1 protein-coding gene is annotated in these 1,052 nt (G+C 68.8%); it reads right to left on the reverse strand.

All coding sequences use genetic code 11. The features are described from left to right. Nucleotides 1–1,052 (reverse strand): methyl-accepting chemotaxis protein (locus KYC_RS27405; RefSeq protein WP_008168698.1); only part of this gene is annotated, 1,052 nt, incomplete at both ends.

A 1,052-nucleotide genomic window follows, 5' to 3' on the forward strand; every position in this document is an offset into this window, starting at 1 on the left:
GCGTCGCGTGCGTCAGCCGCACCGCCGGCTTCGATGCAGGCGCGGGCGCCTGCGGCTCGGCCGCCGGAGCCGGCGCGGCCACGCGCGGCGCCGGGCGATGCTGCTGCGCCAGCTGGCGCGCCGGCACTTCGATCACTTCGCCCACATTGATCTTGAACACGGACACCGCTTCGGCCAGACGTTGCGCCTGCTCCTGCAGCGAACCGGCCGCGGCCGCGGCCTCTTCCACCAGCGCCGCGTTCTGCTGCGTCACTTCGTCCATCTGCGCCACGGCGCGGTTCACCTGGTCGATACCGCTGGACTGCTCCTCGGACGCCGCCGAGATCTCGCCCATGATGTCCGTCACGCGCTTGACCGACGCCACGATCTCTTGCATGGTCGCGCCCGCGCGTTCGACCTGCTGGGAACCGGCGCCAACCTTGGTCACCGAGTCCTCGATCAACCCCTTGATTTCCTTGGCCGCCTGCGCGCTGCGCTGGGCCAGCGAGCGCACTTCGCCCGCCACCACCGCAAAACCCTTGCCCTGCTCGCCGGCGCGCGCGGCTTCCACCGCCGCGTTCAGCGCCAGGATGTTGGTCTGGAACGCAATGCCGTCGATCACCGACACGATCTCGGAAATCTTGCGCGAGCTGGCCGAGATGCCTTCCATGGTGCTCACCACTTCCGACACCGCCGCGCCGCCGCGCTCGGCCACGTCCGATGCGCTGGCCGCCAGCTGGTTGGCCTGGCGCGCGTTGTCCGCGTTCTGCTTCACCGTCGAGGCCAGCTCTTCCATCGACGCTGCGGTTTCCTCAAGCGAGGCCGCCTGTTCTTCGGTGCGGCTGGACAGGTCGGAATTGCCCGCGGAGATTTCGCGCGAGCCGACGTTGATCTCGTCCACGCCACGGCGCACGGAAGTCACCGTGCGCGCCAGGCTTTCCTGCATGCGCTTGACGGCTGCCATGAGCGCGCCGATCTCGTTGGTGGAATTGACCTCTACGCGCACCGTCAGGTCGCCGCCGGCGATCTTGTCGAAACTGTCGCTGACCGTCCGCAGCGGACGCAGGATGACG

It is taken from the genome of Achromobacter arsenitoxydans SY8, from assembly GCF_000236785.1.
GTDB classification, from domain to species: domain Bacteria; phylum Pseudomonadota; class Gammaproteobacteria; order Burkholderiales; family Burkholderiaceae_B; genus Achromobacter; species Achromobacter arsenitoxydans.